The organism is Mastigocoleus testarum BC008 (genome assembly GCF_001456025.1).
Lineage (GTDB): Bacteria > Cyanobacteriota > Cyanobacteriia > Cyanobacteriales > Nostocaceae > Mastigocoleus > Mastigocoleus testarum.
Genome location: NZ_LMTZ01000007.1, coordinates 22,719 through 40,145 on the forward strand (window position 1 = coordinate 22,719; position 17,427 = coordinate 40,145).

General features: G+C 36.2%; 10 protein-coding genes. 3 read left to right on the plus strand and 7 right to left on the minus strand.

The features are described 5' to 3' along the window. The first annotated feature begins 83 nt into the window (after positions 1-83). Both BC008_RS02485 and BC008_RS02490 read left to right on the plus strand, forming a co-directional pair. Positions 84-4,628, plus strand: a complete 4,545-nt coding sequence (locus BC008_RS02485) for an NACHT and WD40 repeat domain-containing protein (RefSeq protein ID WP_027842522.1) — start codon at positions 84-86, stop codon at positions 4,626-4,628. A 395-nt stretch (positions 4,629-5,023) separates the two neighbouring features. Beyond that, on the plus strand, positions 5,024-6,997 hold the full coding sequence (locus BC008_RS02490; RefSeq protein ID WP_027842521.1) for a hypothetical protein: 1,974 nt from the start codon (positions 5,024-5,026) through the stop codon (positions 6,995-6,997). 226 nt (positions 6,998-7,223) lie between these two features. On the opposite strand, the gene BC008_RS02495 is transcribed toward BC008_RS02490, so the two are convergent. The 7 genes from BC008_RS02495 to BC008_RS02525 form a co-directional block, all read right to left on the minus strand. After that, on the minus strand, positions 7,224-8,249 hold the full coding sequence (locus tag BC008_RS02495) for an Npun_R2821/Npun_R2822 family protein (RefSeq protein ID WP_027842520.1): 1,026 nt from the start codon (positions 8,247-8,249) through the stop codon (positions 7,224-7,226). Positions 8,250-8,550: 301 nt separating this feature from the next. After that, positions 8,551-9,435 (minus strand): Npun_R2821/Npun_R2822 family protein, encoded by an 885-nt coding sequence (locus BC008_RS02500; protein ID WP_027845767.1) that lies wholly within the window; start codon positions 9,433-9,435, stop codon positions 8,551-8,553. A 12-nt stretch (positions 9,436-9,447) separates the two neighbouring features. Continuing rightward, positions 9,448-10,416: an Npun_R2821/Npun_R2822 family protein gene (locus BC008_RS02505; protein ID WP_027845766.1), complete on the minus strand. Its 969-nt coding sequence runs from the start codon at positions 10,414-10,416 to the stop codon at positions 9,448-9,450. Positions 10,417-10,586: 170 nt separating this feature from the next. Continuing rightward, positions 10,587-11,543 carry a glycosyltransferase family 10 domain-containing protein gene (locus BC008_RS02510; RefSeq protein ID WP_027845765.1) on the minus strand — a complete coding sequence of 319 codons (957 nt, stop codon included), beginning with the start codon at positions 11,541-11,543 and terminating at the stop codon, positions 10,587-10,589. A 43-nt stretch (positions 11,544-11,586) separates the two neighbouring features. Beyond that, positions 11,587-13,836: an ABC transporter ATP-binding protein gene (locus tag BC008_RS02515; RefSeq protein ID WP_027845764.1), complete on the minus strand. Its 2,250-nt coding sequence runs from the start codon at positions 13,834-13,836 to the stop codon at positions 11,587-11,589. Positions 13,837-13,949: 113 nt separating this feature from the next. Beyond that, positions 13,950-15,125, minus strand: coding sequence for a glycosyltransferase family 4 protein (locus BC008_RS02520; protein ID WP_027845763.1), 1,176 nt, complete (start codon positions 15,123-15,125; stop codon positions 13,950-13,952). Between the two features lie 754 nt (positions 15,126-15,879). Then, positions 15,880-16,104, minus strand: coding sequence for a hypothetical protein (locus BC008_RS02525; protein WP_027845762.1), 225 nt, complete (start codon positions 16,102-16,104; stop codon positions 15,880-15,882). A 461-nt stretch (positions 16,105-16,565) separates the two neighbouring features. Between BC008_RS02525 and gloB the strand changes: the two genes are divergently transcribed. Continuing rightward, a complete protein-coding gene (gloB, locus tag BC008_RS02530; RefSeq protein ID WP_027845761.1) occupies positions 16,566-17,339 on the plus strand; it encodes a hydroxyacylglutathione hydrolase in 774 nt (257 codons plus the stop codon). Positions 17,340-17,427: the final 88 nt, after the last annotated feature.

Genomic DNA, 17,427 nt, shown 5'->3' on the forward strand with positions numbered 1-17,427 from the left:
TATTTAGATTTTTTGCTGTATCATAACCTAATAAATCGCTACTATAAAGGAAATATTCAAATCATATCTTCCCAATCAAGATAATGCTTGAAACCCTGATAGATACTGTAGCTGGATTTGCCAAGGATGAACTAAAACGTAACGAAAGGGTTATTAAATTACTGAAACAATTTAATCTTGACCCTGATCATCCACCAGCAGAATTTACAGGTGTTTATAATTACGCATTGGTAGAGTATGGGGTAGGAAAACCACGGGCGATTTTACAACTTTTCCGTCAAGAAGAAGTACAAAAAGCGTTTCGTCAGGCTTTTGATGCTGATAATCCTAATATTGCGATCGCGCAAATTGAAGAAGTTCTAGAACCGGATGAATGGAATATTTTGCAAGAGGCGATCGCAGAAGAGAACATTGATGTCATTATTGAATTAGCAGAGTTTAGCGCGGTTTTTATCAAAGTTGTTGAATTGACTCGCACTCCTGCAGAAGTAAGACGCGATCAAAATATTGTTAATCTACAACAAGAGTTAGAAGTAATAAAAAAACAGTTACATCAACTAAGAAGTCTGGAAGAAATTCAAACAGAACTTGCAAAATTAACTAGCCAATCATCACATTTATTAGTATCAAACCAAAATTCTGCTAGAGACGTTCCAGAGCCTGCGGCGTCGGCGTTAAGCCTCTGGGACGTCTCTACAAATGACCCAACGCCAACGCAAGCGCAATGTAAAGCAGCACATTTAGCGGAACAATTACGGGGATGGTTCAAAACTTTGGGTTATGGTTTTGAGAAGTATGAAGTTTGGGAAAGTGGTCATTTTGAATGGATTATCAAAATTCAAGGTAGACGTCGCTTTGACAGAATTTTGGTGCGGGGAATTGATGGAGAAGCAAAAATTAGCGATTTAACAGCTTTGCGTCAGTCGGTTGAAAATCAAAAAACTGATGAAGGTTGGTTAATTGCTGCACGTCGGATTAGTCGCTTAGCTCGTAATGAAGTAAATAAATCAGAAAATGAAGATTTATTTTGCTATACCCTCGACGAACTAATCGATGAAACTGCAGATTTCAGCAACTATATCAATTGGTTGTCAGATGAGGTGAAGAAACGAAAAATCGATCAACTGTATGTTCCCCTCGCTTGTACGAAGGAAGAATTCGATCCAGTAACAAAACAAAGGATGGGGATAAATCGTTATGAGGAGCAAGATGGTTGGATCGATGGTTATATCGATTTGTGGTTAGACGATCCTGCGAAGGAACATCTTTCTGTTTTGGGGGAATTTGGTACCGGGAAAACTTGGGTAGCATTTCATTATGCTTGGATAGCTTTGCAAAAATATCAGCAAGCAAAACAAAAAGGTTTAACCCGTCCCCGCTTACCCTTAGTTATTTTGTTACGGGATTACGCCAAAGCATTAGATGTAGAAAATGTTATGGCGGGATTTTTCTACAGTCAACATGAAATCAGTCTCAACAGTTCGGTTTTTGACCAACTCAACCGCATGGGAAAACTGTTGCTAATATTCGACGGTTTCGACGAAATGGCGGCGCGTGTTGATAGACAGCAAATGATTAATAACTTTTGGGAACTTGCAAAAGTCGTAGTTCCCGGAGCAAAAGTTATACTTACCTGTCGTACGGAACATTTTCCTGAAGCTAAGGAAGGACGGAGTTTATTAAATGCCGAATTACGCGCCTCGGTGGCGAATTTGACCGCTGAATCTCCGCAATTTGAAGTCTTGGAGTTGGAAAAATTCAACGATGAACAAATTCGTCAGGTATTTTCTCATGTTGCGAATACCGACACCGTTGACAAGGTAATGAATAACCCCCAACTTCTAGATTTAGCACGTCGTCCGGTGATGAGCGACTTAATTTTAGAAGCATTACCAGATATCGAAGCGGGTAAACCTGTGGATATGTCGCGGGTTTATTTGTATGCGGTGCGGCGAAAAATGGAAAGGGATATTAAGAGCGATCGCACTTTTACATCATTAGCAGATAAAATGTATTTCCTATGTGAAATCGCTTGGGAAATGCTTTCTAATGACCAAATGAGTTTGAATTATCGGTTATTTCCCGACAGAATCCGACATTTATTTGGTGAAGCAGTACAGCAACAGAAAGATTTAGACCACTGGCATTACGATATGATGGGGCAAACGATGTTGGTGCGGAATGCTGATGGTGATTACACTCCGGCGCATCGTTCTTTATTAGAGTTTTTTGTTGCTTATAAGTTTGCAGCGGAGTTGGGGGTGTTAGCGGAAGATTTTCTCGAAGTGGTGCAGCCATATGAGTTATGTATAGATCGAAATGCTGCACCACAGGAATATACTTGGTCTGAATATTGTCAGTTGCAGGTTGAGAAGCGGAAGAAAAATCATTTAATTGCACCTTTAAAAGGATTTAGAAGTGAAAATTTGCAAAGATTGCGGGAGACACTTGGTCAAGCACCGTTAACAAAAGCGGTTTTGGATTTGTTGGTGGGGATGGTTGATGAAAGAGAATGTAGAGACGCGACGTGTCGCATCTCCAAAATGATAGAAATTATTGAATCAACCCGTGGTAAAAGTGAGGGGGATGTTGGTTACGTTGGGGGAAATACAGCGACTTTGTTGGTGAAGTTGGATTGTGCAGCATTGGAAGATAAAAATTTATCAGGTGCTGTAATTAAAGGTGCTGATTTTAGTGATGCGAGTTTGCGTAAAGTTAACTTACAGAAGACAAATTTAGTTGATTCCACTTTCACAAAGCCTTTCAGCTTAGTTATATCATTAGCATTTAGTCCAGATGATAAATCACTTGTAACTGGTGGTGCTGATGGCGAGATTCGTTTATGGCGAGTTGCTGATGGTAAACAGATTTCCAGTTTTAGAGCACATAATGGTTGGGTACTTTCGGTAAATTTTAGCCCAAACGGCAGTATGATAGCGAGTTGTAGTGATTCTGGTGCTGTAAAATTATGGGATTTAAAAACTGGAGAATGTCTAAAAATTTTACGAGGACATACCGATACAGTTCGTCAATTATCTTTTAACTCCAATGGTACTATTCTCGCAAGTTGTAGCGATGACAAAACCATCAAATTATGGAATGTGAATTCAGGAAAATGTCTTAATACTTTGCGAGGACATACATCTTATGTATGGACAGTAGCAATAGCTCCAAATAATAAAATTGTAGCTAGCGGTAGTTTAGATAATTCCATAAAAATATGGAATGTCTCCACTGGAGATTATCTTCAAACTTTACAGGAACACGATCGCGTTGTTCTTTCAGTCGCATTTAGCCATGACAGCAAAATCTTAGCTACTGGTAGTTCAGACAGAATAATAAAACTTTGGGATATTAACACTGGAGAATGTATTAAGAATTTCACTGGGCATACTGATGTAATCGTTTCACTGGCTTTTAGCCAAGACGATAAAACTATTTATAGTGCAGGTTGCGATTGCAGCATAAAAAATTGGTCAATTGATGATGGAGAATGCATTAAAAGCATAAAGGCACATGATTCTAGAATCGAAGAAATTGCTCTTAATTCGACAAACACACTATTAGCAAGTTGTAGTGAAGATCGCTCAATAAAACTTTGGGATATTAATACAAAAGAATGTTTACAAACTTTGCAAGGATGTAGTAACTGGATTGTATCTGTAATAATTAGTTATGATGGCAAAACTATTATTAGCGGCAATAACAACCAAACAATTAAAATTTGGGATATCTGTACAGGAAATTGTTTAAAAACTTTTGAGGGACATGATAGGTGGATAAGTTCAGTTACTGTGAGTCCCAATGGTCAAATCATCGCAAGTACTAGTGGCGATCGCACGATAAAAATCTGGGATATTAATACCGGAGAGTGTTTCAAAACTTTAAAAAATGCAGATATTCACCATCGATCAGTATCAAATATCGCTTTCAGTCCTGATGGAAAAACTTTAGCTACTGGCAGTTTTGATACAACTGTTAAATTATGGGATGTTTCTAGTGGGAAGTGTTTACAGACTTTTCAAGGACACACCGATTGGGTAAACTCGGTTGCATTTAGTTTTGATGGCAAAATCATAATTAGCGGTAGTAGCGATCGCACAATAAAACTACGGGATGTGAATTCAGGAAAAGACCTTAGAACCTTAGAAGGACATGATGCTCGTGTATTATCAGTTGCGATATCTCCTGATGGCATAACTATAGCAAGTGGTAGTAAAGATGGCATAGTTAAAATATGGGATATCCACAGTGGGAAATGTTTAAAAACTTTGCAGGATAGTCATTGTGGAATAGAGTCAGTCAAATATAACTCCGATGGTACACTGCTTGCTGCTGGTAATCTTGAGCAAACAATAAAGATATGGGATATTCATGCGAATAAATGTATCAAAACCTTAGAAGGTCATACAAATAGAGTTGTATCAGTCGCTTTTACCCCAGACGATAAATTTTTAGTTAGCGGTAGCTACGACGAAACCATCAAAATCTGGGATATCCAAACCGGTGAATGCATCAAAACCCTCAGTAATAAACCCTACGCAGACATGAACATCACAGGCGCTACAGGCTTAACCCCAGAACAAAAAGCTTCACTCAAAGCCTTAGGCGCGGTGGAAGAAGATTAAGAAATTAGAAATCACACTAAATTCAATTTGATGAACCTTTTTAAGAATGAGTTTAGTGTAAGAAAGTTTAAAAAAATCATTTATACGATTATTGCTCTATCGTAGGGGTGCACCGACGTGCGCCCTGATGAGCATTATATTTTTTCCATAATCCCCTAAAAATAAACAATTATGAAGGTGATTTAAAGCTCGGATTTGGTGCTCCACAAAATTTTCTATATTGCTTAGAATAAAAGCAAAAGCGGTATCGTTCCTTAGCTCATTTTTCATCATGGCTCACCCGAACCCAAATGAAACAAAATTCTGTACCCAATTAGTCGAATTTTTGGTACTAGTTTAATTTCTACTTATTGAATATATCAAAAATAACTATAGCTGAAAGCTTAAAGAATATTATGATTAAGCAAAAAATCAAAATTGGCTTATTATCTCTATTATTAGCATCTAGCTCCATTTACTTTGCTTGTACGCCACAAAAAACGACGAATGCAGGAACAGAAAAAACTGCAAATAATGTATTAACAGAAAATATAACAAGTGCGAAAGTAGAAACAACTGCAAATCCAAAAGTAGAAAAAACTGCAAACCCAGGAGCAGAAAATAATATAGGTGCGGGAATAGACAAAATCGCAACTACAAGAAGAGGAGAGTTAAAATTTATATCTAGTTGGTTTGGTAATACCGGTGGAAACAGGGATACAGCCGGACAAAGCTGGATCGAACGCATTAAAGTACAACCTGATGGTAGCGTATGGAGTCAAACGGGTTGGGATGAAAGTGGTAATAACAACGTCATTTATAAAAATGGAGCGCGTGTTGGTAAATTTCAGGGTAAAATCAATCCCTACGAAGCTAAAGTTAGGGGTAGAAGATGGGTTATCCCCAACCCCAAATTTTTAGGTGGTGACAGGGTACAAACTGTTGATGGTAGATGTGTAATTAAAGATGCTGGAACACCTAGCGCCCTTGCTGTCACTAATGATAGACATTTGATGGTTGCAGATAATGGACCTCGTCAATATATTCGGATTTACGATGTTTCTTCACCATGTAATCCAAAATTAATCCGTACTTTTGGTGAGGAAGGTGGAGTTTTTTCCAAAGGTAAGCCAGCAGGTGTGGTCGAACCGTTGCGTTTTTACGGAATTAATGGCGTAGGAATGGATCGTGCAGGGAATATCTGCGTTGGTGGTCAAATTGTTGGTGGTGGTGGTTGGATACGTTGTTTAACACCCCAAGGTAAATTAAAATGGCAAGTCTATTCTGCTGGTTGGCTTTCCAATGCTGCAGCCGATCCCGATACCGATGGACGTATTTTCTACAGTTCCAGTGCAGCTTACCGAATGGATTATGGAGTAACTAAGCAAGGAAAAGAAGGCGGAGATTTCCCTGTACGTTTCACTATTGATATTTTCCGATATCCCGACGATCCCCGTGCTAAAGTTTATGCTGGTGGTAAATGGCTCGATCTCAAAGAAGCACCAGCAGATGGTCACTATGCCGTGAATCCCAATGGTATAGTAGCTGTCCGTAGTTGTGGAACGGGAAGAAAATATCTTTTTGGTAGCGGTCAGAATGGTCCCAAGCTTGGTGCTTATAAAGTCGACGAACGCGGTATGTTCATGCCCATGGAACTCAATAATATCGAAAAAGCTTGGGCAATGAATGTTGATGATAAATGTAATATTTGGGTTGGGAAGGAAGGTAAAAACGATAAGGGAGTATTAATGTATCCATTCACTGGAATTGATGCACAAGGTAATCTTCAGTATAGAGAAGCGAAGGTTATACCCCGTCCGTTTGCTGATATGACCACCATAAATCGAATTCATTATGATACCAAACAAGATGCGCTTTACCTAACGGGATATAGCAAGAAATACCCTCATAAAGAAGGATGGGGATTGATTGGATCGGTGATGTATCGTTGGAACGGTATTTCTAAAGGAAAAATGGATTTACATCCCGGTTATCCAGCTGTGTTTCCCGATATACCTCATGGTAAAGGAAGTGATTCTGGTGCAGCTCCGGGCGAGAAAACTAATGTTGATATTGAAACATCACCACGATACAAATCCATTTCTTGGGCTGGTAACTACGCCTTTACGTCCTATGTTGCTCGTAATAAAACTAAGGGTGGTAGACGCGGTCACACCGATGTATACGATCTAAATACAGGTAAAAAAGTGAAATCTTTCTTCCCTGACGGAAATATCATGCGAACCGATGATGAAGTAGGTTGGGTAGATATTATTAATGGTAATAGTGCGTTTTTAAGATCTAATGGAGAATACGTAGTATCGGTAGAAGATAATGCTTATAACAAGTATCTTCTTTTCCGATGGTGTCCTAGCAAAAAATGCAATTAGTTTATTCGAGCAAATGTGACATTTAAATATAAGGGTTTAAAGACAGATTTGTTTGTCTTTAAAGTCTTTGTATATTAATCTTAGGGCGGTGCGTTACGGTGTGGTAAAAAAGGTGACCTTAAAAAATATTTTTTTGTGCGCCTAACACACCCTACTATAATTTTATTTATGAACACCTTTCAAAAAAGTTTCGTATCTCAACAAAATTTGAGTTTGTCTTTCTTAACTAAGCCTGACGTCCTGCAAGAAATTTTCTGAATCTATACTTAAGATTACTAATTCTTTGGTTCAGAAATGTTTTGCTAACTCTTTGCGAACGCACGAATGGATGGGGAGGAGTTAATTTTTGAGGACGCTCTTGAGGAGATTTAAGATATCGATAATGTAGAAATAGATCGCGGTAAGGAATATCAATTTCTTCTCCTTGACACAACTGGTTAAACTTTGTGGAAGGTACGCTCATATAGTGTAGGTAAGTAAGTCGTTTACCTCGGTCATACAAAACATTATTAATAGTTTCAAATTCAGATGACCAATGGTTTCCAGTCGTTTCACCATGAGATGCAAAATTATAAAAAGATATACCACTTTGCATCACCATGTAATTGAACAGTGATTGATCTGGTCCTGATAACGCCATTGTTTCAGCTTCCGAGGTCAACTTATCCAGAAGATGATTTAATTTATATTCTGGGAAAACACCTTTTTTACTCGAGAACCAACCAGCACAGAAAATATGCGATCGCAGTTTAGCTTCACCAAAAACTTTAATTAGTTGCTCTTGGGGAGCATCAAACACATATTTCATATCTGATAAATGTTGAAAATCATCAGCGACCCAATCATAATCATCTAGCTTTTGGTAAACTCTATCGAGTGGTCCCATCGCCAGAGTATCAGCATCAAAATAAACAAAATTTTCAAAGGGACCGCTAAAAGAACAAAATTTACGGTGCATTCCCATGCAGTATACAGGATGTGTACCCTGTTGTTTCCAGATTTTTTGGGCTTTGTGATGACGTTTCCATACATCTGTGGCAAAATTTTCCCAGTATGCAATTGCTTGAGTGTCATCAAATAAAGTAACGTTACTTCTCTTGTCTACTTCAGCCTTAACTCGATCAAAAGAATTATTATAAGGAATAATGCAAACTGGTATATCTGCACCAATATTTACTTCAATGCTATTGAGTAAAGCAACCAGTTGATTATAAACACGATCGTTAGCAAGGGTATATATACCATTAGCCATTTACTCTAACTCCTAACTCCTAACTCTTAACTCATTACTCATTACTTGTTACTTGTTACTTGTTACTTATTACTTATTACTCATTACTTATTACTTGTTACTTGTTACTTATTACTTATTACTCATTACTTATTACTTGTTACTTGTTACTTATTACTTGTTACTCATTACTCATTACTCATTACTTATTACTCATTACTTATTACTCATTACTTATTACTTGTTACTCATTACTTGTTACTCATTACTCATTACTTATTACTCATTACTTATTACTTACTACTCTTTGCTTCTATCAAATCTAAACTCCAACAAAAGGTACAATACGACGCATTAATCTTTTAAGTTTTTCTTTTTTCGATTCATTCAAATAACGATAATGTTCCCAAACATTCCAGTAAGGACAACCGGGTTTTATTTTCATTCCAGCCCAGTGCAAATACTCTAGTCTTTTTCCCTTGTCATAAAGTATGCGGTCTTTTTCTTCAAAATGGCGAGAACCAGCCCAGCTACCAGGTGCTCCACCAGAAACCTTCACCATATTATGGCGTTTAGAAATATTTTTCAGTACCAAATAATTTAGAATAGGTTGGTCTGTAACCCCTTTGGTAAAATCAAAATATTCTTCGTGTACAGAACATTCCCGTAATGTTGCTTCCATTTTCTCGGGACTAATTACTTCTTTTTTAGAAGCCCAATAACCACTGTTAAAAACGTCTTCTAATTCTGAATCACTGAAAATTTGCTTCTCTTTAACAGTATCTGAAAAAACATTTTTCAAGCCTTCACTTACATGATGATAATCACAACAGATAAAATCATATTCTGTAAGTTTATTTAGAGTTTTATTTGGGCTTTCAAAGACAATTATATCGGTATCAATATAAATAAACTCATCTAGAGGACCAAGCCATGCGACTAATTTTCGCATTTTATTTGGTAAAGCCAAGAAATTCCGGGGAAAAATATCTTGGACTTTCTGAGTAAATTCATCTATTAGTTTGAGATCGGGAAAAACCTCTACTCCACCATGATGACTGAGAGTAGATGCGATATTGTGAAATTGTTCGTTAAAAGGAATCAGAATAATTGGTATTTCTTTATCAAAAGAACGGATACTATTGACTAGTGCGATCGCATTATCTATCACATAATCATTAGCTACTATATACACTCCACGCGTCATAATTTACCTCAATTAATTTAGTTGTAATTTTTTTAAAGCCTTCTGGAGAAAACTGGGCTTGGATGTACCGTAAGTTTTTGGAGGGGTGGTAAAAGTTGGACGATTTTCGGGTTCGTGAAGGTAGCGGTAGTGTAAAAATAAATCTCGATAGGGAAAGTCAAAATTCTCTCCAGCACACAAGGCTTGCATTACTTTGGGCTGAACGCCAATATAATGCAGATATGTCAGGCGGTTACCTTTGTCATATAGAATGTGTTCCCGTTCTTCGAAGTGCTTGGAGGTTGCAGAACAACCGGTTCTCTCGGCTTCTGGTAATTCATTAGCAAAATTATAGCTAGAAATTCCAGACCTCATCACCATGTAATTAAGTAAAGGTTGTTCTCCCGCACCACCGTATAAAATTTCTGATTCACCGGCTTGGAGTTGAGAAATTAACCAAGCTTTTTTAGCATCATCAAATATACCTTTCTTGGAAGCATAAAAACCAGAACAAAAGATTTCTTTATCAATTCGTTCTTGCGGAAAAACTTCTAATAATTTTGCAGAATTAGTATTATATATTTTACTGACATCTTTAAATTGGAAATCATAAACAACCCAATCGTATTGTTCTAATTTCGCAAATACCGTCGCTAGGGAACTCATTGCAACGGTATCCCCATCCATATAGATAAATTTATCGAAGGGACCATCAAAAGCACAAAAACGGCGATGGGCTCCATATAAACGATATTTACCACGATTTAGACGTTCCGGTGCTACAGCAAGCATAAATTCGTCCCAACGCTGAATAGATTCTCGGTCGTCGTAGATAAATACGTTGGGTCTATTAGCAATTTCAGCAGATATTCTTTCTAGCTGTTCGTCAAAAGGATAGATACAAACAGGAGTTTCAGATCCAATATTGGCATCAATACTATTTAGTAGAGCCACTAATTGGTCAAAAACTACATCATTACCAAGGGTACAAATACCATTCATATATAATTTCAAACTTTAAATAAAGTAAATAGAAAACTAATAACTTACACTTTGAAAATCTGAAAATTAGATTTGAAATTCTGAAAATCAGATACAAATAATCCTTACTTATTACTTATTACTTATTACTTGTTACTTATTACTCCTTACTTCCTACTTTTTATATAGGGCTATTGAAATTTAGCTGTAAATTCAGAAAGCCAATTGAGAAGATTGAGTTTATGCAAGATGATTTGTCGTGCTTCTGCGATCGCTCCTTTTGCTTCATACCAAGCATCAGGGGTTGCGGTAACTTCTTTGATGTAAGCAATTCCTTTTTCGTCCATGCTAGGTAAACGCAAAAAACTACCTGGAGGTAATAATTTATCGGCTGCAGGTCCACCGTAATAAATCGGTAAACACCATGCTAACAGAGCATCCCAGAGTTTTTCACTGACATACCAGTCATTATCTTTATAATTTTCAATAGAAAGATTGTAGTAATAGGGAGCCATTCCATACCATTTATTATTCAATTCTCCAAGACTGTTAGACCATAGAGGTAGATTACGTCCGTATAAACTAAAGGGAATTCCACTTTGTTCTAGAGAACGGAGAAACTCCAAACGTTGACGATGATTGAGGGTACGATTAATTCCAGAGGTAATCCAACTACAGGAAGCAACTTTTTTTGGTGGGGGCATTTCATTTAATTCCCGAAATGAGTTACCGTGATACCAAATGGCAGGCATATAATCGGGAACTGGAGCAAAATCATCGGGACCAGAGACATAACCGCAATATTTTTCGGCTTCCTGATAGTTATATTTAGCAATATCTACAACTTCTTCTAAGGGTGGTTCCCTCAACAGATAGATAATTCTATCTTTATTTACACTGCGAAAGCGAGATTTTATGTCCGGTAATGGCTTTGGCGATTTACGAAATCGATCGAGCCAAGTTTTATTTGTCTGTTGCTGGGGAAAATCAAACTGGTACATCAACAGAAAATCTGGCTTAGTAGCATTAGCTCGGATTTGAATGTTACCCCAAACTCCAGATTCATCAGGTGCTTGTTGCCACAGCCAGTCGGCTTTTTTTTCTAAGCCACTGTAGCCGCTAATCATACCAATAGTTGCAAGATTCATATTATCAGTTATCAGTTATCAGTTAACAGTTAACAGTTATTAGTTAACGAATATTGAGAGTGTCTTCAAAGCGTTCTAATTTATCTAATAGATGCATCGTTGTTCTATGAACTTCAATAATTATTTGTTTCTCTTCTTCAGGGGAGTCTATCAAATTGTTATCTAAGCTGTGAAGAGAATTAAGTATGGAATTAAGGATTTTACGAAATTCGTCGGCAATATCTTTTAATTTTTGCTCTTTTATATTTGATTTTTGATATCGATTACCGGCTAAGATTGCTTTGAGATTAGTATGTAAATTAACTATATCGTCTAACACATCAATTGTGTTGAAAATTCGTAATACTGACTTGTATGATTCTTCAATTAACTCTTGACGTTCTTGCTGATTTTCTGCCATACCATCAGACAATAACCCCAAAAAACCGATTGTTGAATTTAGTCTCGTACGAATTTCGTAAGATAGTCGGATTAAACTTTGACTAGATTTATTACTAAATTCTTTACCCTCGCCAAACTGCATAGAATAAAGTCGGGAGTAGTAACCATTTTTTTCTAATAGTTCTTCATGATTTCCAGTTTCTACTACTCTTCCTCGATCTAAAACTGCAATTTTATCGGCTTTTTGAACTGTGGATAAACGATGAGCTATGACCAAAGTAGTGCGATCGCGACTCAAGTCATCAATTGCTTGCTGTACTAAACGTTCTGATACCGTATCTAGGGCGCTAGTAGCTTCATCTAAAATTAGTATTTCCGGATCTTGGACTAATGCTCTAGCGATCGCTAATCTTTGTCTTTGACCGCCAGAAAGCATAATACCCCGGTCGCCAATCATTGTGTCAAAACCTTGAGGAAGTTTACTAATAAACTCATAAGCATTTGCTCGTTTACTAGCGTGAATAATATCTTCTTCTGTAGCTTCCTGTTTACCATAGGCAATATTATTTCGGACTGAGTCATTAAACAAAAAAGTATCCTGAGATACGACACCCATAATACGACGCAAAGATTGGAGTTCAAACTCTTTTAAGTTTACTCCGTCAATTTCGATACTTCCAGATACGGGATCGTAAAATCTGGGTAACAAATCCGCTAAAGTTGATTTACCGGCACCAGAACCACCGACCAAGGCTAAAGTTGTACCACGTGGCAAATATAAATTAATATCTTCTAGTACTTTCTTATCGTGACCAGGATAAGTAAAGGAAAGTGAATTAAAGTTTATTCCCTTTTTTAGATCGGTGTAAGGATGGTGACCATCAGGCATGAATGGCTTCAAATCCCGGTTCAAGAAATCGGATGTAATATTTATACTGGCAGATGTATTAGCAAAGTTACTGCGAAGTGAATTTAACTGAGAAAGAAATGGTAACATTCGTAGTAAAACTAATAAATAAGTCAGTAATACCGCTGATATTGAATCTATGCTATCGGCAAAGAAAAATTTACCCAAGAAAACAATTAAAACTAACGCCACAATTCCCGTAAACTCACTTGTTGGAGCAATGGCTTGGGAATATACCTGGGAAATAAAATCGGCTTGTTCGCGCTCGCGAATTAACCGGTGAATTTTTTCATATTCTCTATCTTCGTTTGCTGTAGCTTTAACTAGACGAATTCCATTCAAGATTTCTAAAACAGAAATAGAATAAGCTTTAGATTTTTCTGAAAGTCGAGTACCGAGTTTACGAGAACGAGAAATTGCAATTTGATTAATTAAAGTTACGAAAGAAAGTAGAAAAGAAGATGCTATTGTCAACTGCCAAGATATTGACAATAAAAATCCAATAAAAACTAAAATAGTAATTGATATTATTACTAATCTGATAGTCGATCCTAAAGTACTTGCCGCACGAGAAATCTCTACACCTAAACTATTGATTAAATCACCAATTTTCATTTTGGTGTAGTATTCCATATCTATTTTTAACAGTAGGTCTACACCTTCGGAACGCATATCTGTAGTTAACAAACGCGTTAATCGACTCGATGCTAAAACACTTGTATAATTAGATAGATTCTTGACAAAAATAGTGAAGATAATTATCCCACCCATAACTAGTCCGCGATAGCTTTCGGGAAGACTATCGAATGGAGTCATAATACCTCTAATCAATGGCGGTAGATTAGTGATTTCTATGTCTTGACCAACAATTTTAAGAACGATAGGCACAATTAGAGTAGTACCAATTCCATTAAAGAAAGCGCCAAAAAAACCTAGAAATAAAGTGAGGATAATCAATCCTGGGTAAGGTCTAGCAAATCTAAAAAGTAGCTTATTGTTCAACATCGAGGTTGCCGATTTTTATTTTCTATTTGTTAACATTTTTTGCTAATTATTTGCCACCCCAAAATTTATTTCGCAAATAATAATTTGACTAAAAGTATAGGAAAATATATAGTTTATAAACTAGAAACTATTTGAGATACAGTTGTGGCCATAGTGTTTAAACTATAATATTTAATACACCTTTCTCTCGCCATTTTCCCACGATGATTAGCTGCCTCTAAATCTTGAAATATTAACTGAATATTCTCAGCAATTTCTTCTGGAGAGCTAGGATTAATTAGATAACCCGTATCATTCAAAATCGTTGGAATATCTCCTACTCTTGTCGCCAAAATAGGTTTTGCCATTGCCATTCCATCGGTCAACTTGAGAGGAAATTGTGCCCAAGCGATCGCAGTATCCCGAGAAGGAACTACAACAACGTGAGCTGCAGAAACTACAGAGGGCATTTCTTCTACAGATTGTGGTGGTAAAGTAATAATCCACTTACCCCACCGTTCTTTTAATTTTTCATCGTAATTGTCATAAGGATTTCCACCTACTATTACCAATCTCAGATCCGGTTCATTTAGTAAATCCAGCGCCATTAAAACATCTTCCAAACCTTTATGAGGTCTAGGTGCGCCAGGAAACATTAAGACGCGATAGTCCGAAAGACCATTATTTTCTCGGCTAATTTGAGGATCATATTTGTCTGGATCGAACAAATCAGTGTCTTTACCATTAGGTAAATAATTTCCACCAAAACGATTGAGTAGAAATTGAGTATGAGCAACAACCGCATCTGCGTGTTTAATAGAAGACTCCATCCATTTTATGTAAAGAGGATGCTCTGGGTTACGTAAAGCACCTTCTTGCTTGAGAACATCTCTGGCTAGTTGTTTAAAATTAGGGCGATACTGCCATTCATCACCTCCGTACCAGCTCAATTCCCAATCATCTATATCTAAAATGAGTGGACGATGATGAAAAATCTTATCCATTAAGGCTACACCGTAACTTGTGGGTTTTGGTTTCACCGCACAAACAATATCTCCTTTGATTTTATTTAAGAGTTTTTTACTAGCACCAAAAAACTCGGGATAATTACAACCTTCAAGATAAAATACAGAGAGGTCATGTGGAGCTTCTGGATAAACATTTTCGCCAAATAAAAATCCTAAAATTTCTACATCATAATTTAGTTTTTGGAAAACTTTTCCTAGTAAATATGCACGAACGATACCACCTTTACAAAAATTAGGTGCAAGTATAGAAACTTTTAAGTCAGGTTTTTTATTTTCATTCATTGTGGGAAAGTAATTATATTCAAAATGATTTAATTTTTAATAAAATAGCTGATTTTTTAATATTTGACTTTTAATATTATTGATATTGACTTTATTTCTATTAATTTGTGGAATATAAAATTGCTATGAATATTACAATTTATGGCACTTGTATCATTTCAATTTCGATCAGTTTTTATTTCCGAATTAAATAATAAATAATAAATGATATTGATATTAAAAAACATATTAGACATTAAAAATAATTACAATTTATCTAAATTAATATCAATTTAACTCCTGGCTAATTATTTTCCCATAGCATTTTTACTGATAAATAGCGTTATAAGTGGCTTCTTCACAAAATACATAAGTAAAATCACGGTCTTTAGAGAGGTATTGATGAAAATACGTTATAGAATATTGAAATCGCCCTCAAGAGTTTTGAATAGGGCGATGTAAAAATTAACCTAAATCCCTAGGAAGATACCTTTATACAGAAATTTAGAGCTAAATATTTTTAGCAACAAATAAAATTATTAACAGCAAAGACTATCTCTACATAAATTTTAAGCCGTATACTTCAAGTTAACTTAGAGGATAATGTTAAAACTAATATGAAATATGAAATATAATAGTAATTATATTTTAGATAATATAATTACCAAAAATATAACTATTAGAATTAAATAGACATACTTCACTTAGTAATTTACGATTTAAAGTCATTAATAATTTAGTCTCCTCATAGTTAATTCAAGTTACAGTCTACTGTTTACCAATCAACTAGTTGTAAGCGACCTGTTTGAATGTAATCGAAAATGCGATTAATCTGACGCCGATCTGAATCACTGACTTCTCCATCAATTAGTACTGTATAAGTCAGAGCATTATGGTCCTCAGGGCTTATTTTTCCAGTCCTAATGATTCTTTCTACAATTTTTTTTACTGCTACCTCCGCTCGATTATGAAACTTTTTGTAGTCTGATAAATTATTCATATTCCTCCAGGAAGACACAAATTTTCGTCACAATATTTAGTTGTCTTTAATTTCACAAGACAAATATATAGCTACTTAAAATAATTAAGTAAACCACTGAAAATAATATTGTGAATATGAGATACCAGAAACTACTGATATCCTGAAAAGATATTTTAAATATGCCAGATATACAAACAATATCTCGCGAAATAATACAGTTATAAATTTAACTTTTGATACAGTCGTAATTCCAGAGAATTTTTACTGACGCACTACCATAAATGTTACCATTAGCATCTTTATATCAAGTGTAATTACGGTTGAAGTATCTCAACTTGAACTATCTCAAATAGATTTTACCTGGGTATGAGCAATGCTACAGATTAAGGATGTGAAAATATAAGTTGCTTGTACGCGTGCTATTTATATAAATAAAGAATAAGTCCTAAAATTACTTTTACAGGGTTAGACAAATTATCATGCAGATATTTCGTCTTAAAGCACTTTCAGATAATTATATATTTTTGCTGTACGATTCCCAGAGCAATACTGCTGCTGTTGTCGATCCAGCACAATTAAAACCAGTTTTAGAAAAGCTGACGGAACTTAAAGCCGAATTAATTGGCATATTTAATACACATCATCATATGGATCATGTGGGTGCTAATCGGCAATTGATGAAGAAATTCCCTAACATTACTATTTATGGTGGAGCTGAAGACCGGGGGAGAATACCCGGACAGGATGTGTTTTTACAAGCTGGCGATCGCGTAGAATTTGCTGGTCGAACAGCAGAAGTATTTTTCGTTCCCGGACATACCCGCGCCCATATAGCTTATTATTTTCCAGCGCAAAAACCAGGAGAAACAGGAGATTTATTCTGTGGGGATACCCTGTTTGCTGGAGGATGCGGTCGGTTATTTGAAGGGACACCCGCACAAATGGTAGATTCTCTGAGCAAAATTCGTTCTTTACCAGATGATACACGTATTTGGTGCGCTCACGAATATACACTAAATAATTTGCGGTTTGCGCTTACTGTGGATAAAAATAACCCTGATTTGCAAAACCGTTACGAGCAAGTAAAAGCATCTCGAGAACGTGGAGAAGCTACTGTTCCATCGATTTTAAGAGTAGAAAAATTGACAAATCCGTTTTTGCGCTGGGAACAGCCAGGATTGCAATTAACCGTAAATAGTAGCGATCCTGTAGAAACCTTTGCTCGGGTAAGACAAATGAAAGATAAGTTTTAAACGCAATACCCGTGAATGAAATGCTCAAGCTGCCTTTGGAACAATAATTTCTAAATCTTTTTTCAAATCTCTAATTTCCGATTTATGA